A 24,924-nucleotide genomic window follows, 5' to 3' on the forward strand; every position below is an offset into this window, starting at 1 on the left:
CGCTCCGATGCGTACCCTGATCTGCCAAATACTCACGCTGCTGGTCATTACCGGCAATTTGGCGTGGGCGGCTGATCTTGACCAGGGCTTCGCAACCTCGGCAAGCCAGCAGACCTCCGTAACGCATTTAACGAATTCACAAGATTTCGTATGCGACACGCAGGAGTCGGCTGTTCCCGAACAAACCAATTTTTGCTACGACCTATGCTGCCACGGCAGCGTCTGCTGCTCAGCCCTGACCCCCCATATCCAAAACCTGGCGCCGACGCCCATCGTCGCGTTCAACACCACCGCGGCCACCGCTTACCGCACACGCGCGGCCGACGCACCCCCCTTCCCCCCTAATATTTAGTCCCCAGTTGTGATCTGACGATGCAGCCTGCGCGCCGTGGGCTGTTGTTTCTTTGATCCTTGCCTGGAGACTGAATTTTCATGTCAAGCATTTTTTTGCGGCGGGTGCCGCGTGTCTTCCTGGCGGCGGTTATTGCCGCTGCGTCGGTAAACCTCGCGCTTGCACAGACCTCGCCGGAAACCGAAGCCACGAGCCCGGTTTTACGACGGTTTATTCAAACAACCCTGGAAACCAACCCCGGCCTACTCGCTGCGCGCGCCGAGATTGAGGCCGCCGGGGGCCGGGTTGCCGCCGCGGATCGGCCGATCTACAACCCGCAACTGCAAATTGAAGCGGAACAGTCGGAATCCCGATTGGGAACCGTGGGCCTGGAACAGGCCCTGGATTGGTCTGACAAACGCGGTGCCAACATCAACATTGCCAGCGCCGAGCTACAGGTTGCGCGCGCTGAATATATCGTCAGACGTCAGCAGCTCACCGGTGAACTGCTCAGCGGACTGGCGGACTACCACACCGCCGAGGCGGCGCAGGCCCTTGCGCAGGAGCGCGCGCGCCTGATGACGGATTTCTCTGATCTCAGCCAAAAGCGCCGCCGCGCCGGCGATCTGAGCCAGATCGAACTGGACCTCGCGAGTCTCGCCCGCACCCAGGCGGACCTGGAATTGTCGTTGGCGGCCACCGATCTGGCGCAGGCCGGCCAAAATCTGGCGGCGGTGACCGGTCAGGCGGTTCAGGACTGGCCCGAATTGCCGGCGGATATCCCCGCGCCCGTCGATTTTGACGCGCAGGCCCTGCTGACCGCCCTGCCGCAAATCCGCGCACTTCAGGCCCGCAGTGCCGCCGCCCGGGCGCGGGTGGAATTGCGCCGGCGTGAGCGCCGTCCGGACCCCACCCTGGGCGCTACCGTGGGTCAGGAACGCACATTTCGCAACGGCGAAGACGATAGCTTCGGCGTCGTCGGCCTGAACCTGAGTGTTCCCCTGTTCGTGCGCAACAGTTTTGCCGCCGAAGTGGATACCGCGAACGCGGAATTGGCCGAGGCCGAACAAACCAAACATGAGGCGTTTCGCCGCGCCCAGGCGCGCCTGCTCTCGGCCGCCGAGCGCTACCGGCTGAGCCATGCGGCATGGCAGGCCTGGCAGCGCAGCGGCCGGCCGAGTCTGAGCAGCCAGGTTTCGCAGCTCGATCGCATCTGGAAATACGGCGAGATGAGCACCGCCGATTACCTGGTGCAGCTTAACCAGACGCTGGAAACACGGGCCGCCGCACTGAAAATCCAGAACCGGCTGTGGGACGCCTGGGCCGACTGGCTGGTGGCCAGCGGCGAGGTCGATGACTGGCTGACCCGCAAACCCTAGCGCGCATCCCTTACCAATTACTATGGAGTCAAAGTACATGAACAAATGGATCATTGCGGCATGGGCCGGCGCATTGTTGCTGCCCATTGGCAGCGTATTCGCGGATAGCGAATCGGACGCGGGGCATGTGGAGGAACAGCCCTTGCGCATGAGCCCCGCGCAGCGGCAGGAAAAGGGCATTGAAACGGCAGCGGTAGGCCGGCGCGCGCTCACCGGCACCATTACCGCGCCGGGCGAAGTGCGTATCAATGCGTATCAGTCGGCGCAAATCACCCCGCGCGTCAGCGCGCAGGTCGCGGCCCGGCACGCGCGCCTGGGGGATGAGGTCAAGCAGGGGCAGCCGCTGGTCACCCTGACTAGCGTAGAGGTCGGGGTCGCCCAGGCCGACTTGATCGAAACCGACCGCGAGTGGCAGAGGGTGAAACAACTCGGCAAGCAGGTTGTGTCCGACCGGCGATATGTCGAGGCCCAGGTGGCGCGCCAGCGGGCGTATGCCGCACTGCGGGCCTACGGTATGAACAAGACACAGATCAACGCGCTGCTGCAAGGCGCGGATGCCTCGCGCGCCACCGGCGAATTCGAGCTGTTCTCGCCCCAGGACGGGCGGGTTATTAGCGATGATTTTGTACGCGGCGAGTACGTGGAACCCGGCCATGTACTGTTCGAGGTCACGGACACCAGTGCGCCCTGGGTGCAGGCGCAGCTCGACCCGGCGGTGGTCGCCAGACTGGCGGTGGGCGCGCCGGCACGGGTGAGCCGCGACGGCCGTGAATGGATCGACGGCCGCATCGTCCAACTGCATTACAACCTGGATACCGACACCCGCACCCGCGCCGTGCGTATCGAAATTGAACCCGGCGCCACCACCTTTGCCGCCGGCGAATATGTAGACGTAGAACTGCAAACCGCGGGCGAGGACGCCGCGCTGGCCGTGCCCACGGACGCGCTGGTGTTGATGAATGGTGCGCAAACGGTGTTCACGCTCAAGGGCGACGAATTCGAGCCGCGGCCGGTCGTTACCGGCGCCACCCGTGGCGGCTGGACCGAGATCAAAAGCGGCCTGACCCGGCAGGACGAAATCGTCACCCAAGGTGCGTTCCTACTCAAATCACTGGCGCTGAAATCGCAGATTGGCGACAGCGACTAATAGACAGAGAATCATCCCCATGCTGAATAAACTGGTCGAAGCGTCGCTGCATTACAAATTTCTGGTGATTATCGCGTTTCTGGTGCTCGGGTACCTCGGGGTGCGCGCGGTCAACAACATCCCCATCGACGCCTTTCCGGACGTCACCCCGGTACAGGTCAACATCTATACCGAATCCCCCGGCCTGGCCGCCGAAGACGTCGAGCAGCTACTGACCTTTCCGGTGGAATCCGGAATGGCGGGCCTGCCCGGGGTAACCGATATCCGCTCGGTCAGCCTGTTCGGGCTGTCTTATGTTTCCGTTTACTTCGAGGACGACGTGGATATTTACTTCGCGCGCCGGCTGGTGCTCGAACGTCTCCAGGAAGTGTCAAACCGTATGCCGTCCGAGTACGGCCAGCCCGAGATGGGGCCCAACAGTTCCGGCCTGGGGCAAGTGTTCTGGTACACCGTCGAACGCGCCGACGAGCAATTGGAGCAAGAGATTTCGGACATGGACCTGCGCACCATCCAGGACTGGACGGTGCGGCTGATCCTGCGCACCGCGCCGGGGGTGGACGATGTGATGTCCTGGGGCGGACAAGAGCGCCAGTTCCAGGTCGTGATCGACCCGTTGAAGCTGATCAAGTACGACCTCGGCTACAAGGATGTCATGGAGGTCATCGAGTCGAACAACCGCCAGGTGGGCGGGCAGTACGTCAATCTTGGTCCCGAGCAGTATCTGGTACGCGGCCTGGGCCTGGTGGCCGATGAACAGGACATCGGCAATATCATGCTGAAAACCGTCGCCGGCACCCCCGTGTATCTGCGCGACGTAGCCACCGTCAAGCAGGCCCCGGCCCTGCGCTTTGGCGCGGTAACGCGCGATGGCAAGGAGGTGGTACTGGGCATGGCGCTGGCACGTATCGGCACCAATGCCGACGACGTGGTCTCCGCCGTCAAGGAGAAGGTCGATATCGTCAAATCGGCGCTACCCGACGGGGTCGCCATCAACCCGGTCTATGAGCGCACGGAACTGGTGGAAGAAGCCGTTTCTACCGCCGAGCGGGCGCTGATCGAAGGCTCCCTGCTGGTCGCGCTCGTGCTGTTCCTGTTTCTCGGCGAACTCCGCTCCGCCATTGTGGTGATCTCGGCCCTGCCGCTGGCCATGCTGATCGCTTTCATTTGCATGGAGCAGGCCGGCCTGTCGGCCAATTTGATGTCACTGGCGGGTCTGGCGATCGGGATCGGGATGATGGTGGACGGCGCGGTCGTGATGACCGAGAACGCCTTCCGCATCATGGCCGAGTGGCGTGAAAAAGGCGAAGAGGTTGACCGCAGCGCGGCGGTGCTGCTGGCGGCGCGCGAGGTGGCCAAGCCCATCGCCTTCGCCATTCTCATCATCATCGTGGTGTTTCTGCCCCTGTTCAGCTTGCAGGGGCTAGAGGGCAAGCTGTTCAAGCCCATGGCATTCAACATCAGCTTCGCCATGGCCGGTTCCCTGCTGCTGACGCTGACGATCATCCCGGTGCTGGCGGCGGTTATCCTCAAGCCCAAGGCCGAGCGCGACACCTTGCTGGTGCGCGGCATCAAACGCGTCTACCTGCCCAGCCTTGCCTGGTCGCTGGCGCACAAGAAAACCATTGTGGCCGGCGCCGGCGCCGCGCTGCTCGCGAGCCTGGCGTTATTTCCCTTGCTGGGCAAGGAATTCATGCCGCAATTGCAGGAGGGCTCGATCATGTGGCGGGTCACCTCCATCCCCTCGACCTCGCTGGAACAATCCATCGAGATTTCAAAGGATATTGAACGCGCGCTGGGCCAGTTTCCGGAGGTGCAAACCACCATCGCCATGATCGGGCGCGCCGAAAAAGGCGAGACGGCGGATGTCAATTACATGGAAATCTATACCGGCCTCACGCCCAAAAGCGAGTGGGACCGTTCCATTGGCGAGTTGGCTGACGCCATGCGCGAGGCGCTCGAAGAAGCCGTGCCGACCTCGGTAATCGCCTTTACCCAGCCGATCCAGATGCGCGTGGAGGAGTTGATCTCGGGCGTGCGCGCCACGCTGGCGGCCAAAATATACGGCGAGGACCTGGCCGAACTCGACCGTTTGAGCGCCCAGATCAAGGACGCGATTGACAACGTCCCCGGTGTGACCGACCTCTCGCTGGAGGCCAACATCGGCAAGCCTCAGATTCAGATCAAGGTCGACCGCGAGGCCCTGGCCCGCTATGGCATGAACGCCGACGACGTGCTGACCGTGGTCCGCACGGGCATCGGTAACCAGCCGGTTTCGACGCTGATCGACGGCGTCAAGCGTTTCGACATCACCGCCAGAATTCAGGACGCTTCCAAGGCGTCGGTGGCAGCCATCAATGATATCCCGCTGCGCACTGCCAGCGGCGCTATCGTGCCGCTGTCGCGCGTGGCCGAGGTCAGCACCGCCGAGGGCTATTCCTTTGTCCGCCGCGAGCAGTTGCAGCGCTACGCCGTAATTCAAATGGATGTCCGTGGCCGGGATGTGGATGGTTTTGTGCAGGACGCCAACGCCGCCATCGAACAGCAGGTGGACCTACCGCCGGGCTACTGGATCGAGTGGGGCGGTGCGTTCGAGAACCAGCAGCGGGCGCTCTCGCGCCTGGCGCTGATCGTACCTTTGACCATCTTCTTTATTTTCGTGCTGCTTTATACCGCGTTCAGTTCAGTGAAGTACGCCACCCTGATCATCGCCAATGTGCCGTTCGCCACCATCGGCGGTTTGGTCGCGCTGTTCATCAGCGGTCAATACCTGTCGGTGCCCTCGGCCATCGGTTTCATCGCGGTGTTCGGCGTCGCCATGCTGAATGGCATTGTGCTGGTGAGCTTCATCAACGAATTGCGCGACAAGGGCCTTCCGGTGGGCGAAGCCGTGCGCCGCGGCGCGGAGCTGCGCCTGCGACCCGTCATGATGACCGCCAGTGTCGCCATTCTGGGCCTGATCCCGATGCTGCTCTCCAGCGGCGTCGGCGCTGAAACCCAGCGCCCGCTGGCCGCGGTCGTGGTCGGCGGACTGATTACCTCAACCCTGTTGACGCTGGTTCTGCTGCCCGTGATCTACGAGTGGATGGAAACGCGGCACAACAAATGAGGAGGAGGCGAATAAGAGTGACGCCTGCCGAGCTCGAACAGCGCCAAACGTGGTTTCTCGTCGCCGGCGTCGTGCTCGGGGCGGCGGCGGGCCTCGGTCTACCTCAGGCGGCGGTCCGGCTCGATCCCCTCGTCGTCCCGGCGCTGGTTGTCCTGCTCTACAGCACCTTCCTGCAGGTTCCGTTGGTGCGGCTGCGCGCGGCGCTGGGCGCGAAGCGTTTCCTGGGGGGGCTGCTGGCGATCAACTTCCTGGCGGTGCCGCTGCTGGTGTGGGGGCTGCTGGCACTCGTGCCCGCCCAACCGGCCGTGCGCCTCGGTGTGCTGCTGGTGCTGCTCACCCCCTGCATCGACTACGTGGTCGCCTTCACCCGGTCGGGCGGCGGCGATGCGGCCGGCCTGCTCGCCGCCACGCCGGTACTGCTGCTGGTACAGCTTGTTCTGCTGCCGGTCTACCTGGGTCTGTTCCTGGGCGGCGATTTCGGGGCGGTGATCGATCCGGCGCCCTTCGTTGCAGCCTTCGTCCTTTATATCCTGCTGCCGCTCGCCGGCGCCGCGCTGACGGAGCGGGAGGCGGCGCGCCGTCCGGCCGTGGCGCGGTGGGCGCGGGCGCCGCGCTGCTCGGCACGGTGGCCGCGCGCGGTCTCAAGCTCGACGTTTCCTCGGGCCGCGCACTGGTGTTCAGTACCGGTACCCGGAACTCGCTGGTGGTATTGCCGCTGGCGCTGGCAGTGCCTGAGCAGGGCGCACTGGTCGCGGCGGTCGTGGTAACCCAGACCCTGGTGGAACTGGCCGGCGAACTCGTATACATCCGGATGGTCCCGCGCCTCATTCCGGATGTCCACAACGCAAGGAGACAGACATGAAAGAGATCAAGGCCTTCATCCACCGCAATCGGATAGCGGATGTGGTGCACGCGCTGCACGCCGCCGGTTACGAAAAGCTCTCCGTCATCGATGTGCAGGGGCTATTACACGCCCTGAGCAGTGAGGAACAACGTTATTCGGTGGAAATCGGCGCGGCGGTCATTACCGAAGTCAAGCTGGAGATCGTGTGTATGCAGGACGAGCGTGTCCCGGCGGCGGTGGAAATTATCCGCGAACAGGCACGAACCGGTCAGACCGAGAGCGGCTGGATTTATGTCAGCAATATCGACTCCGCGACAGTGATCGAGGGTTGAAGTCTTATCCCGAAACAAGCGTCGCGAACCGCTGGATTCTTGCCGCGATGAACGGCGCCAACCCGAGCGCATAATTCGATCTATTCTGGGGCTCGTGCAACTATTCCGGCTTGGCGGTGTCCAGGCATGTACGAACGGCCAAATGCCCGGTACATTCATTTGAATTCGGAATCTCAGGGCTTAACATACGCACCCATGCGGTACCTGCGCGTCATCATGCTGGTTAGCGCGGCTCTGGCTTTGCCGGTCGAGGCGGCCGTCGTCGCAATGGGTACGTCGGCCTGCATGCAGGAAAGCCAAGCCAGTGCCTATTCGATCCAGGCCGGCTCACAATCGTCTTGCCAGCAGACCGGGTGTTTGGATATCGACCCCACCTGCCAGGCACCATGCGCCAGTTGCGGCACGATGGCGCCTGGCAACGGGTTCTTGGCAATGGACCTTATCTTGCGGCCGCAACCCGTGGTCCGCCGGCAGAATCCCGATACGCTCCCGCCCCATGATACCGGCCTGCTCCGTCCTCCGGACGTAGCCTAGCCACAAACTCGACCGCACGCGCGAATCGCATTTGCCGCGAAGGCATGCCCATTCGCGGAAACCGACATTCTCGCGTGTCAGTAGTGCGCACCCACTCATTCGGTGCAGTGCGCTACTCCTTTAGCATTTCACTCTCTCTAGGAGAAAACCATGAGTTTACGTTTAGGCGATACCGCCCCCGACTTCACGGCGGACACAACCGAAGGCCGCATCCGGTTCCACGACTGGATCGGCGACGGCTGGGCCGTGCTGTTCTCGCATCCGGCCGACTTCACACCGGTGTGCACCACCGAGCTGGGCGAGACCGCCAAGCTCCAGCAGGAGTTCGCCAAGCGCGACTGCAAGGTGATCGCGGTGTCGGTGGACTCGGTGGAGGACCACAAGGCCTGGATCGGCGACATCGACGAGACCCAGGGCTGCGCCGTGAATTTCCCGATCATCGGCGACACCGACCACAAGGTCTCGGAGTTGTACGACATGCTGCACCCGGGCGAGGGCGACGCCTCGACCGTGCGCTCGGTGTTCCTGATCGACCCCAACAAGAAGGTCCGGATGACGCTCACCTATCCCAAGAGTGCCGGCCGCAACTTCGACGAGATCCTGCGGGTGATCGACTCGATCCAGCTCACCGACGGCTACAAGGTCGCCACCCCCGTGAACTGGCGCGACGGCGACGACGTCATCATCCTGCCGTCGCTGTCCGACGAGGAGGCCAAGCAGCACTTCCCCGAGGGCTGGAAGACCTTGAAGCCCTACCTGCGGGTGACTAAGCAGCCGAACCGCTAGGCTTCGGCGCCAACCGGCCCAGCCAGGGCGCGCGCCGCGCCCTGGCTGGGTTGCTCCTAGCCAAAATACACAGAGAACTACCAAGGAACGAGTAGAGTGGCGTTGCCGCGCATCCGGTGTTTCGTCTTGCGCTTCTCGACAAAGCGGACCGCGCCACCAGCGTCGGCTATCAGCGGGGCCGGCAGGGAGCTTAGCGAGGGCATCGGGGCACTGCTCGCGGCCGTGGTTCTCGTCAGCGTTGGCATCTGGATGCATGGCAAAAGCCAGGCCGGTGCCTGGCAACGCTATATTCAGCAAAAGATGTCTCATGCGCTGTCCCGCCGATCCGCTTGGCTGTTGTTTTTGCTGGCTTTCGTCGTCGTGTACCGTGAGGTGTTCGAAACCATTTTATTCTTCGCCGCACTCTGGAGACCGGACCAGGCATCCGCCATTGTCGCCGGCGTGGGTGCCGCCGCGGCGGTTCTTGCGGCAAGCGCCTGGGCGCTTTTGAGCCACAGCAAGCGTCTGCCGATTGCCCGGTTCTTTTTCTGGAGCTCCATCATGATCGCGCTGCTGGCGGTCGTCCTCGCCGGCAAGGGCATCGCGGCCCTGCAGGAATCGGGCTGGTTCAGCATCAACCCTGTCGCCGAACTGCCTCGGCTGGAAATATTGGGAATGTATCCAACCTGGGAAGGCATAGCCGGCCAGGCACTCGTATTGGGCATACTGTTGGCGGTCTTCGGATTAGCCCGTAGACGGGAAGGTCCGGTATGACCCTGTGGCAATACCTGCTGCTGGCCACCGCCGCCGGCGTGCTGCTGAATCTCACCCCCTGCGTGCTGCCGGCGCTGCCGATCAAGCTGCGTAGCATCGGCCGCGTGGTGGGCGACGGCCACGGCAGGCGGCTGCTGGCGGGCGCGGCGCTGCTTGCCGGCACGCTGACATTTTTTGGCGGTTTGGCGATTGCCACGGCTTGGCTCAACTGGACCTGGGGTACGATCTTCCAATCGCCCGGCTTCCGCGTCGCATTGGCGCTGGTGTTGGGCGGCCTCGGCGTGTGGAGCCTGGTCGCGCGCGGCATTCAGCCGCCGCAATGGGCCTACCGAGTCCAGGGCGCGGGCTACGCCGAACCCTATCTGGCCGGCCTGTTGGCCGCGGTGCTTTCGGCGCCGTGTACCGGCCCGTTTCTGGGCGGGGTGCTGGCCTTCGCGCTGACCCAGTCGCCCGCCGCCATCGTCGCCATTTTCCTGGCCGTTGGGCTGGGCCTTGCCTTGCCTTATCTGGTGCTTTTGGCGCGACCGGGGCTGATCGCGAAAATGCCGCGCGGCGGCGCCTGGCTGGTGCGCATCCACCAGTTTTTGGGCTTGATCCTGCTCGCCGGGGCGGCATTTTTCGCCGCCACCGTTTTGCCCGGTCATGCGGCGGCATTTTTGTGGAGTGGCTGGGCCGGCCTAGTGACGTTTTGGCTGCTGCGCGCGTTGATTGTCGGGCCCGACCTGGGCGCGCGGCTGGTGCCGGGGCTGGTGTTGGCGGGCACCGTGGTGAGCGCGGTTGCGGCCTGGCCGCAACCCGGCGCCGACACCGATGCCTCCCTGGCGTGGCAACCGCTTACCGAACAGAGCTTGCAGGACGCCCGGGCGGCCAGGCGCCCGGTGTTAATCGAATTCACCGCCGACTGGTGCATCAACTGCAAGGTGCTGGAGCAAACCGTGTACCGGGATGTCCGGGTGATCGAAGCCGCCCGGCTCGCGCGGGCGGCAACCTTGCGCGCCGACCTGAGCCAGCCGGACGAACGCCTACAAGCGTACTTGCGTGAATTCGGCGGCGCCGGGCTGCCATTCGCGGTGGTGCTGGACCGTCAGGGACGTATCCACAAGCGCCTGCCCGATCTGTTCACCGCGGACACCCTGGCAGCGGCGCTGCGCGCTGCGGGAGACAAACCATGAATAAGTCAGTGGTTCTCGGCTGGGTCATCCCCGGTCTGGCCGCCTTAGCGGTGGCGGGCGTCCTGCTGGCATGGCAATGGCCGGCGCCTGACGCCGGCGAGGGTGTTGCCCAGTCTGGGCTGGACGATAAGGCAGCCAAGACCACCGCCGATCTGGTCGCTATCCGCGCCGTGAGAACGGATGCGCACACCCTGCGGGTTACGCTGGATATCGTCGGCGATTGGCACGTCAACGCCAACCCGGCCTCGCTGGACTTTCTGATCCCCACGGTGCTTTCCGCCGACACGGACGCCGGGGCGCCCGTGCCGTTGACGGTCGACTACCCCGCCGGCCGCGACATCGACAGCGGGCTCGGCGATGCGCCCTGGCTTGTATACGACAATGGCAGCGTCATCACCGCTACCCTCCCCGAAGCAAGTGCAACCGAGCCTCTGAGCGTTGAAGTACAGGTACAGGCGTGCCACGACAGCGGACGCTGCCTGACGCCGGATACCGTCCGCGCGCAGGCCGACGCGCCATGACGGAGACACCCCACAACCGACCCATGCGTCGAACCCTCCCATTGCTGCTCGCCGCGGCCTTGCTGGCCGCCGGCACCGACCTCGTGACCAAAAGCTGGGCGCAGGCCATGCTGGCGGGTCAGCCGCCGGTCCCGCTGCTCGGCGAGACCCTCCGGCTGCACCTGGGCTTTAACACCGGCGTCGCCTTCAGCCTGTTTGCCGGCGGCGGGCTTTTCGTGCCCCTGCTGAATCTGGCGGTGCTGTCCGGGTTTTGCGTCTGGCTCGGGCTGTTGTTGCGGCGGCAACCCCTGGGACCTGGCGCCGGATTGTGCGCCGGCCTGTTTTTAGGTGGCGGCATCACCAACCTGCTGGACCGACTAGTCGACGGCCGGGTCACCGACTTCATCGACGTTGGCGTACACAGCCTGCGCTGGCCCACCTTCAATCTGGCCGATATGTTCATAGTCATGGGCGTGGTGGCATTCGTATTGCTGCTGGAACGCGGACCCGAACGCGGCGATTGCTCGCCGGAAAACGGGGACGGTTAACCCGGCCATGGTGGACGAGGGTCTCCTGTCGTGGTTGCGGTTGCTACTGCCGTGGGAGCCGTTGTGGCCGCTGATCGCGGCTTTCATACTAGTGCTTGCGATTTATCTGCGCGGTCTGGGCCGACGTACGCAGCTTAGCGACATACCGGGCGCGCTCGGCTTTCTGACCGGGCTGGCGATGATGTACGCGGTGATGCAGACGCATTTCGATTATCTGGCGCAGTACATGTTCTTCGTGCATCGCGGCCAGCACTTGGTGTTGCACCATGTGGGCCCGTTCCTGATCGCCTTGAGCGCGCCCTCGGCGGTGCTGGCCGCGGGATCGCCGAATTGGCTGCGCACTGCGTGGCAGCGACTGGCCGGCAGCCTGCCGGCACGTGCCATTTACCGGGTCGTGCAACAGCCGGTGATCGCCGGCCTGTTGTTCGTCTGCCTAATCTACTTCTGGCTGATTCCGTCGGTGCACTTCGAGGCCATGCTGAGCGCCCGTTATTACTGGGTGATGAACCTCAGCATGGCCATCGACGGCCTGCTGTTCTGGTGGCTCATGCTCGACCCGAGACCGCCGGGCGCCACCCCGGTCACGCGAAGCATCGGCGTGCGCATTATGGTCTTGTGCGCGGTGATGCCGCCTCAGATCGTGTTGGGCGCCTGGATCGCGCTGTCTCGCGATATCCTGTTCGATGTCTATGCCGTCTGCGGCCGGGCCTGGCCGATTCCGCCCATGTTGGACCAGCAGCTCGGCGGACTGCTCACCTGGATCCCGGCGGCCATGATGAGCGTGCTTGCGACGTTGGCGCTGTTGCGTCTGCTTTTCCGATACGAGCGCGCGCAGCGCACCGTAACCGATTCTTCCCTTGCCACCACGGAGGCCACATGACGGGTCGACGCCTGTGCCTGCCCTTGTTGTTGCCATTGTTCACGGCCGTGCTCGCCGCTTGTGGCGATACCGCCCCTGAATGGCGTGGCCACGACATCACCGGCGTCATGCCGGATCTGCGCTATACGCTCACTGGCGAGAACGGCGAGACCATGATCGCCGGCGCCTATTCTGGCAAAGTCCGGCTGCTATTCTTTGGCTTCACGCACTGCCCGGACATCTGTCCGGCAACGCTCGGCCGGCTCAAATCCGCCATGACCCTGCTCGACGCACAACAGCGCGAGCGTGTCCGCGTGCTGTTCGTCAGTGTCGACCCTAAACGCGACACGCCCGAGCGGCTGGCCGAGTACACCGGCTACTTCGGCCCGCGGTTCGTCGGGCTTACCGGAACCCAGGCGCAGCTCACCGAGCTGAGCAAGCGTTACCGGGTAACCTATGGTTACGCCGAGCCGGATGAGAATGGCGCCTACGCGGTATCGCACAGTGGCGCCGTTTTCGTATTCGACCCTCAGGGCAAGGTCCGCTTGCTGTTCAACCAGTCGGTACCGGTCGCGGATATCGCCGCCGACTTGCGCCGTCTGCTGGAGGACACCGCCTGAAGGTGGCTCAAGGCGTCTTGGGTGTCACCGCTCGAGGCTTAGAATCCGGCGCGCGCCGTAGAGCACGACAAGACCGATGATCGTGCCAATGATCAGGTCCGGGTAGTTTGAGCCGGTCCAGGCCACCAGGACGCCTGCGGTGATCACGCCCAGATTGGCCAGCACGTCGTTGGCGGAGAAAATCCAGCTCGCCTTCATGTGGGCCCCGCCGTGCCGATAACGGTGGATCAGCGCCAGGCAAGCGACGTTCGCCACCAGCGCCACGGCGCCGACGGCCATCATGAGCTGGGACATCGGCTCGCTGCCGAACAGGAAACGCCGCCCGACCTCGGTCAGCACGCCCAACGCCATCAGCAGTTGCAGCCAACCGGCCAGATGGGCGGCCCGCCGCTTCAGATGCAGGCTGCGACCGACCGCATACAAGGCCAGGGCATAGACGGCGGCGTCCGCGAACATGTCCAGCGAGTCGGCGATCAGCCCGGTCGATTGCGCCAGCCACCCCAGCGTGAATTCGGCTATGAACATGAAGCCGTTGATGCCCAGCAGCAACCGGAGCGTGCCGGCTTCACGCGCGTCCGCTTCCGCGGCCTCTGCCAGCGCTCGCCAATCTTCCGGATCAGCCTGTCGGTTCCGGGTCAGGTTCGCGCCTAGGCCCAACGCTTCCAGCTTGCTGGTAATAGCCTCCAGGTTGCCTTTGTGGAGAATCTGGACTTGGCGCAGATCGAGGTCGAAGCGCATGCCGTGCACTCCTTCCATGCCGTCCAAGGCCATGCGAACCAGCCCCTCCTCGGAGGGACAGTCCATTTTTGGCATTGAGAACTCGCTGACCTGCGGTGCCGATTCGTCCATAACGCGACTTGCTATCTGCTCCGTCATTAATCGCTGCCCTTTGATGTTTCGGACTGACCTGCCGGGGCTGATTCGTCGATGCCGCAGCCCGCCTGGGCATCACAAGCCCGCCGTATAGCTGTGTCCTCGGGTTGCAAGGTGCTGTGTACGATACCAAAACGCTCGCGCAAGATTGCCTGCAGGCGAGGAAGCACTCGTTCCCAGCAGGTCATCCTGTCCAGGTCCACATGCGCGGCCATGGCATAGCGCCTGGAGGACAGGCTCCAGATATGCATGTCGTGCACCATGCGCACGCCCTCGACCTCGGCCAGGGCCCGACCCACCTCCCGCGCGTCGACATCACGCGGCACCCCCTCCATGAGCACGCGCAGCACTTCCCGCAACAAACGGCCGGCCGATATAAGAATGAGCAGGCTCACGAACAGGGACAGCAGCGGATCCGCGATCAACGGCCCGCCGAGATAGATGATGGCGCCCGCGGCTAGCGCCGCGACCGAGCCGAGCAGGTCGCCCATCACGTGGAGCAGTGCGCCACGCACATTCATAGTCCGCTCGCCGCGCATCAGCACCCAGGCGACGATCATGTTGACCAACAAGCCGAGCCCGCCGATGAACAGCACCACGCCGCCCGCCACCGGTGGTGGATCGGCCATCCGACGGATCGCCTCGTAGCCGATGAACGCGATCACGCCGAACATGAACAGCACGTTGAACAGCGCACCGAGCACCTCCGCCCGCTGCAGACCGAAGGAGTGCTTGTGCGAGGCCGGCTTGGTCGCCAGCCAGGCAGCGAAGGCGCCGACGCCCAGCGACAGCGAATCAGTGAGCATGTGACCGGCGTCGGAGAGCAGGGCCAGGGAATCAGCCAGAATCCCGCCGACCACTTCCACCACCGCGAAGGCGGTCGTGAAGACCAAACTGAATAAAAGGGTCTTGCCACTGCCGTGGCCGTGATCGTGATCGGACATAAGAGTTACCTCAGCATATGCGCCACCAGACGTGTCACCGGCTCATAGTCAACGTGCGGCGAGCCTGCTCATGCACGTCGTCGAGTGCCTGGTTGAGCGTCTCGATTGCCAGCGCACGGTCTGGTGGGCGCGAAGCATGAATCTCTTGCGTGGGGCCGAAACAGATGATCACCCGGGCGAAGGGCCATGGAAGAACCGCCCGATTCCAGGACTTTTCGAAGACATGCCGCTTGCTGCAGGCGACGCCGACAGGGACGATGACACCGCCGCTTAGTTGAGCGAGATGTATGACGCCGGGTTTCACCACATGCCGGGGACCACGCGGCCCATCCACCGCCATGGAGGCGTTGCAGCCCGAGCGGCAATGACGAACCAACCCCTTGAGCGCCTGCACACCGCCGTGCGATGACGAGCCGGTCACGGTGCGCGCACCGAGTTTGCGGATGACGAAATCCATTCGACGGCCATCGGCGCTGCGGGAGGTCATCGTCACGATATGCAGCCGGCCCACCATGTGCACGAGGGCCAGTTCGTCACCGTGCCAATGCGCAAAAACGCAAGGCCGGCCCTGCCGGCGTGCGCGAGTGACGCTGGCATGCTCAATGACGGACTTGCGCCAACTGGCGGACAACAACCGATAAAGCAGCCATGCGATTAGCGACAGGACATACTGACGCATCGGCTAGAACCCTCCTTTAGCGGATAAAGGCCATGCACTGGCCCCGGACGTATGCGGGCAAGGCTGAGGGCCGCCATGCTCACGCCCGTTCCCCGTTGGCAGGCAATACCATCCACAGCACGGCCAGTCCGGCTATCGCCGCCGCGAACGAGCCGGCCATAACCCCAAGCCGTGCGGCGGCGACAAGCGTTTGCCCGGAGAACGCGAGGCTGGTCAGGAACAAGGCCACCGTGAAGCCGACTCCGGCCAACAGGCCGAGACCGATCATGGCCGGCCAGGTGACGCCGACGGGCAGCTTGGCGCGCGACAGGCGCGCGGCCAGCCAGGCGCAGGCCACGATTCCCAATGGCTTCCCCACCAACAAACCCAGGCCGACACCGGAAAACACCCAGACGCCATCGCCCACGGATAGATTCATCGCCCCCAGGTCCACGCCTGCGTTGGCGAGGGCGAATACGGGCATAATCAGGTACAGCACCCAGGGCTCGAGCCGGTACCGCAGACTATCCAGCGGCGCTACGGCGCTGCGCTTGGCGACAGCGAGTTCCTGCAGCAACCGTCGGCCGGGCGGCGCCTGCTGACGCAGCAGGTGCGGGATGCGCACAGCGGCTTGCTCATCCTGTCCCCGTTTGTGCTCGGGGACCGAAAGTGGGGTCATCAGCCCCAGCAACACACCCGCAACGGTCGGGTGCACGCCGGATTTCTCGATGGCCAGCCAGATCGCCGCTCCCGCCACCCAGTACGGCAGAAAAGCCCTAACCCCGGCGGCTCGCATCGCCCACACCCCCAGCAAGCCACCGCCCGCGACAAACAAAGGGCCGATGGCTATTTGACTGCTATAGAAGAGCGCGATCACTACAATCGTGCCAATATCGTCAATCACCGCCAGAGTCAGCAGGAACGCACGTAGTCCCGCAGGCACCCGCGGCCCGAGCAGGGTCAGCAAGGCGATCGCGAAGGCTACGTCCGTGGCCATCGGCACGGCCCAGCCATTCGCCGCTCCAGCCGGCACGTTGAGGGCGAGATAGACCGCAACAGGCAGCAGCATGCCGCCGGCTGCCGCGGCGACCGGCAAAGCTGCCGTGTCCGGCGACGACAAGGATCCGCGGACGAACTCGTGTTTGACCTCCAGGCTGACCTGGAAGAAAAAAATCACCATCACCGCGTCATCGATCCAGTCGTGCAACGACAGTGACAGCGTCCAGCCGCCGAGCCGGACGGCCAGTTCCGTGTCCCAGAAGCCGGCGTAGGCGGGCAACGACTCGAGATTGGCCCAGACGAGCGCCGCCAGGGTGGCCGCAACCAAGAGGAAGCCGCTGGACGGCTCGTAGGCGGCAAATCGCCGAAGCGGGCGCCCCAATCGCCCAGCCAAAGTGTCTCCTGCGGTTGGCATGTCGCCCGCGATTGCGCCTAACCGGCGCCTTCAAGATGACTGGAGATGTCCCTAAACATCGTGATAGGGGCGCGTGCGAGCGGCGCGGTATCGCCAGCGCCATGTGCGGCATGACCCCTGTAACCATGCCCCAATCGATAAAAATAGCGCGCGACTATCCGGCCATTCTTGCGGACTTCGCGCGACCGTATGGGGCCAAGCTCGGCGACATAACTCGTGAGGTCGTCCTTGACCAACTCATCCCATTCAAAGGCGATAAGCAGCAAGTCGCGGCCGCGCACGGCAGCGCAGGGCGCCCACCATCGCCACATCAGGCTGTCCGCGCCGAACAGATGCTGGCCAGTGACCTCCGACAAGCTGTCGTGATGCGGGTCGTAGAAGGCCAGTTCGCTGCTTATGAAGTACTTGTCCATGCCCACCAGCCGGACCGGTCCATGAGCGTCCGTAGCCCAGGTGTCCTCCAGATCGGCCACCGAGGCAGCAAACTCCTCCCAGGCCACGGGCAGGGAGAGATCGCGATCCGGTGACCAGGCAGCCCCGCTGGTCGAAACCAGTCCACCCCACAGCAGCAACGAACACACCGCCGCCGCCTGCCAGACCCCTCGTGCCAGATCCTGAAAACGGTGAAAGCCGGGGCAGGCGATCCCGGCGGCAAGCCAGGGCACGAACGCCAGCCAGAGCGGTCCCGTCCAGTTCAGCTTGGGTTCGCCTTGCATGCTGTACAGAACGAATACCGCCAACGGCACCAACGTGAAGCAGTAGGCAAACCGGTGGCGCGCGTCGGACCGAGCCTGCGGCCACAACAGCACCGGCGTCACCAGCGCGAGCATCGGCGTCAGCAAGATCATGATGTGCAAAGCCAGCTCGTCCGCGCCGAACTCGACCGATCCGCTCCAGCGACGCGCACCCTGGAACCAGAAGGAGGCCCAATCGTGCGTCGCGTTCCAGTAGATCACCGGCGAAAACAGGGCCAGCGCCAGCAGGACCGCCAGATAAGGCTGCGGACGACGCAGCCAGAAACGAGCGTCGCGAGCGAGCAGCAGGTACGCCAACGCTGCCGGACCGAGCAACACGATGGTGTATTTCGACAGCATCCCCAGTCCGACAAACAGACCGACGCCATACCAAGCCCGCTCACGCTGTTCGACCAATGCCCGATACAGGAAATACAGGGCCCCGGACCAGGCGGCGAATACCGGCGCGTCCGGCGTGGCCAACAGCCCGAAGCCGAAGAATCCCGGCAGGGTGGCGACCAACATGAGCGCGAAGATACCAGCGTTACGACCGTACTGTTGTCGGGTCAGGGCAAACGCGAAACCGCCCGCCACGACCCAGAGCACCAGGACACCGGCACGCACGCCGATCTCGGTGTCGCCCAATAGCGCAGTGCCGACGGCGATCATCCAGGCCACCATCGGCGGATGGTCCAGGTAACCCGGCGCCAGGCGTTGGGCGTAATTCCAGTAATAGGCCTCCTCGGGGATAAGATCGATCCCGCCGGCGGTGAACAGCCGCAGGGCGACGGAATACAGCAGGAACGCCAACGCCAGCGAGCGCCAGCGGATGGCGGGAACGCTGCGTTGGCTGGGCTGCGGGAAGACAAAGAACGCCGCGCCGATGTAGTTGACCCCCGCGCCGGCGGCGATGCCGGCCAAGCCGGCGACGGTCATGCCCCAGCCCGCGCCATCGGCGAAAGCGTTGAATACCGCCTCGCGCATGATCAGCGCGAACACGCAGGAAAGCAGATAACGACTGTAAACGGGCAGCTCCACGCGCCATCCGCGACCTGGAAGGTTGCGGAAGCTCCAGCGCGAATTCAGCAGATAATTGCACACCGTGGCGACCAGGAACCCGGCCAGGTAGGCCACATCGATTCCGTACCCGGCTGCCGCCATCCCGCGGAAGACCGCCAGATCAACCCCGACGCCGAGCAGGCCGACCAGAGCGAAACGCACGGCGCTAGCACGGCGGACCGATCCCCCAGCCAGTTCCATGACTTGGCCCAGTGTTCGTAGCGATTCGCGCCACCCCAGCTTGGAGCGTCCCGCCCGCCGGTCCCGGAAGTGGATCGGTATCTCGCGGACCCGCAAGCAATCGTCGCTGCGTGCCAGCACCTCGAGCGCCAGCTTGAAGCCCCGCACCTGCCCGCCCAGTCGCAGCAAGGTATCGCGACGCACGGCGAAAAACCCGCTCAGGGGGTCATTGATGCCAACCAGGGGCAGCGCGATCCATGTGCCGAGGCGCGATATCAGACGACGCATCCAAGGCCAGTCGGACACGCGGGCGTTGCGGCAATAGCGACTGCCGAGGGCGATATCGCATTGCCCGGCCAGCACCGGCGCGAGCAGGTCCGGCAAGGCCTCCGGCGGATGGCTGAAATCGGCATCCATCACCGCCACCACCTCGCAATTCGCCGCTTCGGCCGCCGCCAGCACGTCACCGGCCAGACCGCGTGGGCTTGCGGCCCGGATCACACGAACCACTTCGGTCGGGAATCGCGCGCTCACCGTTTCCACGGTACCGTCACTGGAGCCACCATCCGCGACCAGGATCTCCGGAAGCAATAAGCGCACACGGCATGCCTCGATCACCGCAGCCAACAGCGACTCGATGTTGTCGCGCTCGTTGAGGGTGGGGATGATCAGCGAGAAATCGAAGCGATTCGGCATGAGTGGTACCCGGTTTTGCCCGTCATTGCGGAAGAATCCGGTGCAGCGGATCAATCAACGTCGTCCCCTCGGCGTGCGGCCGAAGAAACGGGGCACGCTGTCGCGATAGGACGACCAGCGAGACGAACCTTCGTTTCGCGCCAAGAGCCGCTCATCCAGACGCAGATATGCGATGAGCCATACCCAATATCCGAGCACCAACAACAAGGCGATCCCGGAGCGGTTGACGAATGCCGCACCCAGGAGATAAAGCCCCCATCCCGCCAACCGCGGATTGCGGCTGAATCGATAGACGCCACGGACCTGGATCGATCTCGGTTCGATGCCCAGGAATTGCTGCCAGGAAGTCGTGCTTACGGCAGCGGCTATCAAGACACCCCCACCCACGGCCATCGCGGCATAGCCGAAGAGGCGGCTATGGAATGCGGCCAACGGCATCTCGGCCAGTCCTTGCGACGCGGCCGACAGCGTCAATGCGCCATGGGCCAGCCAGGCCAGCCATAACAGGGCCGTGGTGCGTGGCGACACGGCGGATGGCCGCCCTGCTTGACGTTCGACCCAGCGCAGCGACAGGAAGGCCGCGGCCCCGGCCAACGCGAACGCTATTGCCCCCATCAACGCCGACATGCGCCTAAGAAGGGGCCAACAGCCATGCGAAAACCGCCCATTTCATAAGCATCGAAACCGCCCACAGGCCCAGGATGCTCAGCACGATCCAATACCAGCGCACGCCGCTAATCGGATGCCGCGTCTCGCAAGACAAACCTCGGGCCTTCGGATTGCTGTGCGGCCGACTCATACAGGCCGGCCAGACGCTCGGCCAGCGATTCCGCCCTCTCTCGTTCCGAGGGCGATAACATCCCACGGACCTCCTCGCGGTAACGCATGGCCCGACCGACGCCCTGGTCCGCGGCCAAGCTGAACCACGCATAGGCGCTGACCGGGTCCCGTTCGACACCGATGCCCTTGAACGACATCACCGCCAGGTTCACCTGCGCCATGGACAAGCCCTGGCGGGCGGCGCGCTCGAACCAGGCAAAGGCTTGCTGGTCGTCCTTGGGGACTCCGCGGCCCTGCTCGTACTTGTTGGCCAGCTTGACCTGCGCCACCGCCAGGCCCTGCTCGGCGGCACGCCGGTACCATTTGACGGCCTCTTCCGTATCCAACAGCACGCCGCGCCCGTAGTCGTACAACAAGCCCAGGTTGTATTGGGCCGGCGCATGCCCTTGCTTGGCGGCACGCAAGTAAAGCGCCACGGCATGGCGAACATCCTGCGGCACGCCGACATCGCGACGATAGAGATTGCCGAGCTCGAACTGCGCCTCGGCAAGCCCCTGATTCGCGGCCTTCTCCAGCCACTCGGCCGCCTCGACCGGGTCCTTCTTGACGCCCTTGCCCAGTTCAAACAACAGCGCGTAGTTGTATTGCGCCTCGGGCAGCCCCTGCGCTGCCGCTTTCTCAAGCCATTCGGCAGCCCGCCGGTAGTCCTGTGGGAGTCCTCCTCGGCCCGTGGCGTACACCACCCCCATCTCGTTCCGCGACTCGGCGTCGCCGTCCTGGGCGCGGCGCAAAACCTCCAAGGTCGCCGGTGTCAGCTCATAGCAGATTTCGGTCTGCGCCCAAGGGGCTACGCCATCGGAACACGCCGCCAATGCCAGGGCCGCGGACAAGAGAACGGCGAATGCGCCACGCCGGCACGGACGGAAGCCGCTCATCGGCGCACCGCGGTGTCACCGCGCGTGCCATCCGCGATGCGGATGGCCTCGCGCAGCTCGGAGACGAACACCTTGCCGTCGCCGGGATGGCCCTCGCCGGTGCGGGCATGCTCGACGATGGTCTCGACCACCGGCGCGACCAGCTCGTCCGGGACATCGATCTCCAGCTTGACCATCTCGGTCTTGATCAGCCGACCGTTCTCGACCGCATGACCGAACTCGCGCACCGAGACGATGGCGATGCCGGGCAACTCCGGAACCCTCGCCAGCGCATCGATGACCTGGTCCAACATGTGCTCGCGCACATAGGCCTTGATCTCTTTCATGGCATGACCCTCGATTAGATTGCGATCAAACGGTTCAGCGATATTCCTCTCGGCTGATCCTCCCGTCCCCGTCCGCATCGAGATCGTCGAATATCGCGGACAGGGAGGCGCGGCTCGCCGCCTCGCTGCGGCTGACGTAGCCGTCCATGTTCTGGTCGGCGACCATGAACGATGGGGTTCCGGTATGGCCGACCTCGTCATTCCAGAACGCGCTGCAGCCCGACACGAGAACCAGCGCCCCCAGGCTCAATGTCAATGTCCGATAACGCATGGCGAATATCCTCCTCTCTTACAGTTTCACCTCGCGCCGCGGCTCGGCGAACCACCGATAAACCGCGGGCAATACCAGCAAGGTCAACAAGGTCGATGTGATCAGCCCGCCGACCACCACGGCCGCCAGCGGCCGCTGGACGTTGGCGCCGATACCGTCGGCCAGTAGCAGCGGGAGGAGGCCGAGGATGGCTACCGACGCGGTCATCAGCACCGGCCGCAGACGATGCTCGGCGCCGGTGCGCACGGCTTCGTCGCGATTCATGCCCCGGCCCCGGAGCTGGTTGATGTAGGACACCAGCACCACGCCGTTGAGCACGGCCACGCCGAACACGGCGATGAAGCCCACCGCGCCGGCCACCGACAGGTACAGCCCGGAGATCCACAGGGCGAAGATGCCGCCGGTGATGGCGAACGGCACGTTGAGATAGATCAGCGCCGCGTAGCGGATGCTGGAAAAGGCGATGAACAGCAGCAGGAAGATCAGCGCCAGGGTGATGGGCACCACGATGTACAGCCGCGCCATGGCCCGCCGCTGGTTCTCGAACTGGCCGCCGTACTCGACGAAATAGCCGGCGGGCAGGTCCACCTCCTCCTTGACCCGCTTCTGGAGCTCGCTGACGACGCCGCCCATGTCGCGGCCGCGCACGTTGAGCTGCACGAACAGCCGGCGGCTGGCCTTGGCGCGCGAGATTTTCTTGGGCCCGCGGTAGACCTCGACATCGGCCACGCGCGACAGCGGGATCAGCGCGCCCTCCGAGGTCCGGAACTGCAGGTCGCGGATGGCGTCCACCTGGGTACGCGCATCCTCCTGCAGGCGCAGGAAGATGTCGAAACGGCGGATGCCCTCGAACACCTGGCCGACGGTGGCTCCGCCGATGCCGGCCTCGACCACGCCCAGCACCTCGTCCAGCGGGATGCCGTAGCGCGCCAGGGCTTCCCGGTCCGGGCGTACCACGATCTGGGGCTTGCCGCCCTGCTGCTGCATGCGCACGTCCACCGCGCCGGGGACCTCGCGGGCGATGCCCGTGATCTGCCGGCCGAGCTTGGCGAGTTTGTCGAGGTTCTCACCGTAGAGGCTCACGACGACCTGCGCCAGCACGCCGGACAGCAGCTCGTCGGTGCGCAGCTGGATCGGCTGGGAGACGTTGTTGGCCAGGCCCGGCACCTCGGCGCTCAAGCGATCGGCCAGGGCCGACTGCAGTTCCTCGTAGTCGCGCCCGCTCTGCCATTCGTCCAGCGGCTTGAGTATCACCATGGAGGCGATCACATTGACCGGCTCCGGGTCGCCGCCGACCTCGGCGCGGCCGACGCGAGAGTACACGCCGGTGACCTCGTCGAACTCGTTCATCACTGCCTGCACGCGTTTCGCGTACTCGTTGGTGGTCTTCAGATTGGCCCCGGGCGGCAGCGTGGAGCGCACCAGGAAGGTGCCCTCGCGCAGGGTGGGCACGAACTCGGTGCCAAGGGTCGGAAAGATCGCCAGGCTGATCCCGAACAGCACCACCGCGATGCCCAGCACCAGCGCCGGCGCCTTGAGCGCCGCGTCGCGCAGTGGCCGGTAGCCGGCCTTGAGCCAACCCACCAAGCGCGGCTCGCCGTGCGCGCTGCCCTTCTTGAACAACAGCGACGTGAGCACCGGCACCAGGGTCAGGGCCACAATCAGCGCAGCCACCAACGCGAAGCTGATGGTATAGGCCATCGGCGAGAACAGCTTGCCCTCGACCCCCTGCAGCGTGAACAGCGGCAGGAACACGATGATGATGATGGCGATGGCGAAGGTAATCGGCTGGGCCACCTCCCGGGCGGCCTCGCTTACCAACCGCAGCATAGAAATGTCTTCTCCCGCGCGTTCCTCCAGGTGGCGGAAGATGTTCTCGATCATCACCACCGAGCCGTCCACCATCATACCGATGCCGATGGCGAGCCCGCCCAGGCTCATCAGGTTGGCCGACATGCCGACGTAGTCCATGGCGATAAAGGCGATCAGTACCGACAGCGGCAGGCTGGCGAGCACGATCAGGGTCGAGCGCAGGTTGCCCAGGAACAGGTACAGAAACACCAGCACCAGCACCGCGCCTTCCAGCAACGCATCCTCGACCGTGCCCACGGCCTTTTCCACCAGGTCCGCCTGCGAGTAGTACTGGTTCAGGCGCATGCCCTCGGGCAGCGCCTCGTTGATGGCCTCGACCTTCTTGTCCACCGACTCCAGCAGCTTCTGGGTGTTGGTATAGATCAGCTTGAGGACGAAGCCGCCGACCGCTTCCTCGCCGTTGGCGACCAGGGCGCCGCGCCGAATCGCCGGCCCGAAGGCGACCTCGGCGATGTCCCTGATGTAGACGGGGGTGCCGTCCTGCTCGGCGACCTGGATGTTGCGCAGGTCATCCAGGCCTTTCTCGCCCGGATCGACCCAGCCGTAGCCGCGGATGATGTACTCCTCGCCGGCGCGGTTGATGAAAGAGGCGCCGACGTTGCGGTTGTTGGCCGCCAGCGACCGACGCACGTCCGCCACGGTAAGGTCGCGGGCGGCCAGCGCGTTGGGGTCCAGCTTGACCTGGTACTGCTTCTCGAAGCCGCCGATGGACAGCACGTCGGTGACCCCCGGCACGGTGCGCAGCTGCGGCTTGACGATCCAGTCCTGGGCCACGCGCAGATCCATGGGGGAATGGGTCGCGCCCTTCTCGTTCTCCACCGTGTACATCATCACCCGGCCCAGGCCGGTGGTGATCGGGCCGAGCTGTGGCTCGCCCAGCCCCGGCGGGATCTCGCGGCGCGCCTTGGCCAGACGCTCCATCACCAGCCGCCGGGCGAAATAGATGTCGGTACCGTCCTCGAAGTAGATATTGACCCGGGACAGCCCGAAGATGGACGTGGACTGAACCCGCTTGAGCCCCGGCAACCCGTACATCGAGATCGATACGGGGTAGGACACCAGCGTCTCGACGTCCACCGGCGACAGACCGGGGCTGGACGTGAACACCTGCACCATCGGCGGCGTGACGTCCGGGAACGAGTCGATCGGCACGCGGTTCAGGGACATGATGCCGATGCCGGCAATGGCGGCGATGACGACCAGCGTCAGCAGGCGGTTGTTGAGGGCGAGTCGTACCAGACCTTCAATCATGCTATTGGCTCCTTGCGCCG

At 64.5% G+C, this 24,924-nt stretch carries 23 protein-coding genes; 13 read left to right on the plus strand and 10 right to left on the minus strand.

Going from position 1 to position 24,924, the window contains the following annotated elements; all coding sequences use genetic code 11:
• Nucleotides 1-7: 7 nt before the first annotated feature.
• The 13 genes from PC39_RS10630 (at nt 8) to PC39_RS10690 (ending at nt 12,911) form a co-directional block, all read left to right on the plus strand.
• Nucleotides 8-352: a hypothetical protein gene (locus PC39_RS10630; RefSeq protein ID WP_353253362.1), complete on the plus strand. Its 345-nt coding sequence runs from the start codon at nt 8-10 to the stop codon at nt 350-352.
• Between the two features lie 80 nt (nt 353-432).
• The gene (locus tag PC39_RS10635) at nt 433-1,710 is read left to right on the plus strand and encodes a TolC family protein (protein ID WP_353253363.1); all 1,278 of its coding nucleotides are present in this window, start codon (nt 433-435) and stop codon (nt 1,708-1,710) included.
• A gap of 37 nt (nt 1,711-1,747) precedes the next feature.
• Nucleotides 1,748-2,857, plus strand: coding sequence for an efflux RND transporter periplasmic adaptor subunit (locus tag PC39_RS10640; protein WP_353253364.1), 1,110 nt, complete (start codon nt 1,748-1,750; stop codon nt 2,855-2,857).
• Between the two features lie 19 nt (nt 2,858-2,876).
• A complete protein-coding gene (locus tag PC39_RS10645) occupies nt 2,877-5,963 on the plus strand; it encodes an efflux RND transporter permease subunit (protein ID WP_353253365.1) in 3,087 nt (1,028 codons plus the stop codon).
• Nucleotides 5,964-5,980: 17 nt separating this feature from the next.
• Nucleotides 5,981-6,730, plus strand: coding sequence for a bile acid:sodium symporter (locus PC39_RS10650; RefSeq protein WP_353253366.1), 750 nt, complete (start codon nt 5,981-5,983; stop codon nt 6,728-6,730).
• A gap of 91 nt (nt 6,731-6,821) precedes the next feature.
• Entirely contained in the window at nt 6,822-7,139 is a 318-nt protein-coding gene (locus PC39_RS10655; RefSeq protein WP_353253367.1) for a P-II family nitrogen regulator, read from the plus strand.
• A 684-nt stretch (nt 7,140-7,823) separates the two neighbouring features.
• Nucleotides 7,824-8,459 carry a peroxiredoxin gene (locus tag PC39_RS10660; protein ID WP_353253368.1) on the plus strand — a complete coding sequence of 212 codons (636 nt, stop codon included), beginning with the start codon at nt 7,824-7,826 and terminating at the stop codon, nt 8,457-8,459.
• 96 nt (nt 8,460-8,555) lie between these two features.
• Nucleotides 8,556-9,212, plus strand: coding sequence for an FTR1 family iron permease (locus tag PC39_RS10665; RefSeq protein WP_353253369.1), 657 nt, complete (start codon nt 8,556-8,558; stop codon nt 9,210-9,212).
• Entirely contained in the window at nt 9,209-10,384 is a 1,176-nt protein-coding gene (locus PC39_RS10670; protein WP_353253370.1) for a protein-disulfide reductase DsbD family protein, read from the plus strand. Before PC39_RS10665 ends, PC39_RS10670 begins: the two co-directional genes overlap by 4 nt.
• Nucleotides 10,381-10,905: a protein-disulfide reductase DsbD domain-containing protein gene (locus PC39_RS10675; protein WP_353253371.1), complete on the plus strand. Its 525-nt coding sequence runs from the start codon at nt 10,381-10,383 to the stop codon at nt 10,903-10,905. Before PC39_RS10670 ends, PC39_RS10675 begins: the two co-directional genes overlap by 4 nt.
• Before the next feature lie 23 nt (nt 10,906-10,928).
• Nucleotides 10,929-11,432, plus strand: a complete 504-nt coding sequence (gene lspA, locus PC39_RS10680) for a signal peptidase II (RefSeq protein WP_353253372.1) — start codon at nt 10,929-10,931, stop codon at nt 11,430-11,432.
• Nucleotides 11,433-11,439: 7 nt separating this feature from the next.
• The gene (locus PC39_RS10685; RefSeq protein ID WP_353253373.1) at nt 11,440-12,312 is read left to right on the plus strand and encodes a cytochrome c oxidase assembly protein; all 873 of its coding nucleotides are present in this window, start codon (nt 11,440-11,442) and stop codon (nt 12,310-12,312) included.
• Complete coding sequence (locus tag PC39_RS10690) at nt 12,309-12,911, plus strand: SCO family protein (RefSeq protein ID WP_353253374.1); 603 nt, start codon at nt 12,309-12,311, stop codon at nt 12,909-12,911. The genes PC39_RS10685 and PC39_RS10690 overlap by 4 nt, the downstream gene beginning before the upstream one ends.
• Before the next feature lie 24 nt (nt 12,912-12,935).
• Here PC39_RS10690 and PC39_RS10695 read toward each other — a convergent pair whose 3' ends face one another.
• The 10 genes from PC39_RS10695 to PC39_RS10740 form a co-directional block, all read right to left on the minus strand.
• A complete protein-coding gene (locus PC39_RS10695) occupies nt 12,936-13,787 on the minus strand; it encodes a cation efflux transmembrane domain-containing protein (protein WP_502950875.1) in 852 nt (283 codons plus the stop codon).
• On the minus strand, nt 13,787-14,728 hold the full coding sequence (locus PC39_RS10700; protein WP_353253375.1) for a cation diffusion facilitator family transporter: 942 nt from the start codon (nt 14,726-14,728) through the stop codon (nt 13,787-13,789). The genes PC39_RS10695 and PC39_RS10700 overlap by 1 nt, the downstream gene beginning before the upstream one ends.
• Before the next feature lie 34 nt (nt 14,729-14,762).
• Nucleotides 14,763-15,407 (minus strand): lysophospholipid acyltransferase family protein, encoded by a 645-nt coding sequence (locus PC39_RS10705; RefSeq protein WP_353253376.1) that lies wholly within the window; start codon nt 15,405-15,407, stop codon nt 14,763-14,765.
• A 79-nt stretch (nt 15,408-15,486) separates the two neighbouring features.
• Nucleotides 15,487-16,779, minus strand: a complete 1,293-nt coding sequence (gene nhaA / locus PC39_RS10710; protein ID WP_353253377.1) for a Na+/H+ antiporter NhaA — start codon at nt 16,777-16,779, stop codon at nt 15,487-15,489.
• A 38-nt stretch (nt 16,780-16,817) separates the two neighbouring features.
• On the minus strand, nt 16,818-19,523 hold the full coding sequence (locus PC39_RS10715; protein ID WP_353253378.1) for a glycosyltransferase family 39 protein: 2,706 nt from the start codon (nt 19,521-19,523) through the stop codon (nt 16,818-16,820).
• A complete protein-coding gene (locus tag PC39_RS10720; RefSeq protein WP_353253379.1) occupies nt 19,524-20,096 on the minus strand; it encodes a methyltransferase family protein in 573 nt (190 codons plus the stop codon).
• Between the two features lie 107 nt (nt 20,097-20,203).
• Nucleotides 20,204-21,184: a tetratricopeptide repeat protein gene (locus PC39_RS10725; RefSeq protein ID WP_353253380.1), complete on the minus strand. Its 981-nt coding sequence runs from the start codon at nt 21,182-21,184 to the stop codon at nt 20,204-20,206.
• A complete protein-coding gene (locus tag PC39_RS10730) occupies nt 21,181-21,510 on the minus strand; it encodes a P-II family nitrogen regulator (RefSeq protein ID WP_353253381.1) in 330 nt (109 codons plus the stop codon). Before PC39_RS10730 ends, PC39_RS10725 begins: the two co-directional genes overlap by 4 nt.
• 34 nt (nt 21,511-21,544) lie before the next feature.
• Entirely contained in the window at nt 21,545-21,781 is a 237-nt protein-coding gene (locus tag PC39_RS10735; protein ID WP_353253382.1) for an EF-hand domain-containing protein, read from the minus strand.
• An 18-nt stretch (nt 21,782-21,799) separates the two neighbouring features.
• Entirely contained in the window at nt 21,800-24,904 is a 3,105-nt protein-coding gene (locus PC39_RS10740; RefSeq protein WP_353253383.1) for an efflux RND transporter permease subunit, read from the minus strand.
• Nucleotides 24,905-24,924: the final 20 nt, after the last annotated feature.

Source organism: Salinisphaera sp. PC39, assembly GCF_040361335.1.
Lineage (GTDB): Bacteria > Pseudomonadota > Gammaproteobacteria > Nevskiales > Salinisphaeraceae > APNM01.